General features: G+C 36.6%; 2 protein-coding genes. Both read right to left on the reverse strand.

All coding sequences use genetic code 11. The annotated features are described in order from the left end of the window. Positions 1–438: 438 nt before the first annotated feature. Positions 439–1,173, reverse strand: coding sequence for a hypothetical protein (locus BM114_RS13970; RefSeq protein WP_092114336.1), 735 nt, complete (start codon positions 1,171–1,173; stop codon positions 439–441). Next, positions 1,170–1,946, reverse strand: a 777-nt coding sequence (locus BM114_RS13975; RefSeq protein ID WP_092114338.1) for an RHS repeat-associated core domain-containing protein, incomplete at its 5' end; no start/stop codon positions are given. The genes BM114_RS13970 and BM114_RS13975, both read right to left, overlap by 4 nt.

Genomic DNA, 1,946 nt, shown 5'->3' on the forward strand with positions numbered 1-1,946 from the left:
AGTGCAATCGAGCTTGCTTGAATTGCAAAACCGCCGCCCCTATTGTACCTCTTGTACAAATTTAGACAATTATATTCAATCTTGCAAATCTGCCGATTCAAATCTTTCGATGAGATTGCTGTTTGCCAGAATAATGGCTCTTAAAATTTTACCTCTTATCGCGAATTGAAATTATTTGCGCTTGCGCTTTTTGTCCCCTCTCGCTTTAATAGCCAACCATATTGCAAAGATAATAAGGGTACCCAAAAAAGAAGCTGTTTTGTCCCATTTTTGAAAGGCAATAAAAAGACAAGATACGCATAAGCCACAATTATTGCTGATGCCATGATGCCCATTATCAATCCAAAGAGAAGAAGTTTAAGGAATTTCTTTATGTTTATGTCCATATTGTTTTATTTTAATTTGTTGCCAGTTATTGCTTATTATCAATATTATATCCTATTCGATATGGAGCTTTGTATCTGATCTAATTTTTATATTAATAGGAATTAAATCCATTATCATTCGCTCTTTGCATGGATTCCACCAAATATGTTTTTGATAGAAGTCCTCAAGTTCCCCCAAATCAACCCGTGATGTGATACTTCCACCCGAATAAATAGCCCGTAGTACAACTTTAATCGTTTTTCCATCTTGATTAGCAGTACAATATCCTTTTATATAGCAAACACCTTCCAGTTTTTTCTCTTTAATTAAGCCAAGAATGTATTGCTCCAGTGCATATTTACCGCCTATTATTTTATTTTCATTATGCTCCTTGATAAAATTTCCTTTCGGACATCCACCTGATATTAGCTCCTTTATAATTCTTCTTAGTTTTTTCGAGTTTCTATAGTAAGAGCCATCAAAAAGTACATAATCCCTGTCAATGCATAAAGAGGATATTATGGTATCTCCCATATGACAATACACTTTACAGCGAACATCAACAAATCTCTTATCGGATTTTTTCAATCGGAGAGCAACTTTCAGGAATTTATTTATTAAAGTCTTATTATTCACAGAATAATAGCCTTTGCCAAAGTGGCTTTCATAGTTCATACAAGATACATTCGTATCAGTTAATTTATCCCATCCCGCATACAGAATAAAAATCCTATCTACCCTGTCAGCTATTTGGGAATAAGACCTTATAGATGTCAACAGCAATAAGATTATAATTAAATTTCTCATTTTAAGTCTTGCTTATTAATTATTGGGGCAACAATCTCAAACTCAATTAAAGGCTTCTTCGGTTTATTGGATATAGGGCTTATTGTCTCTATGCTAACTCCAGAATGAGAATCACGAGTAATCTCACCTGATTTAATCTCTCCCAAGGCCTCAGCTGTTTGCTTTTCCGAGTTCATTATAACTCGTTTGTCATCCTTTGTATGATAAAATTCATCCGGCTCCCCCTCTTTTATAGGCTTTATATCCGCAAGAAATCCAATCGGGTCATTATCATACCTTGCCGCATGATCCAAGTCATGATTAAGTCGTGTTGCAGGAGACAATATGGTAAAACCCGTATTCAGACCATATTTATAAGCCCATTCGACAGTTCTTGTCTTCCAAGAAAATGAAGAAGCTTCACCTGTAGCTTCTTTTATTGTATAGACATTAGGAGACGCATTTAACACTTCATAAAACTCTCCACATCCTTTTTCTCTAAGAAAATTAATGGCCAAATATACGGCATCTATAAACTCTTTTGTTGAATTTTTATCTATAACAACGATCTTTCCGTCCGGATCAACATACCGAATAGGATTATTTAAACAATACGCATACGGACTTATCCCATGATATTTCTCAACCAGCGGATCCACGCACATCCAACGGCCGATGGAAGCGTCAAAGTGGCGGGCACCGTAGTCGTACCAGTCCAGCCCGTGCATGCGGTCGAGCTCCTTGCCGTTGTACTTATATCGTTGGGTGGAGGCAATATCTTGGCTCTCCCCCAT

The sequence above is a fragment of the Prevotella sp. KH2C16 genome, from assembly GCF_900113305.1.
Classification (GTDB): domain Bacteria; phylum Bacteroidota; class Bacteroidia; order Bacteroidales; family Bacteroidaceae; genus Prevotella.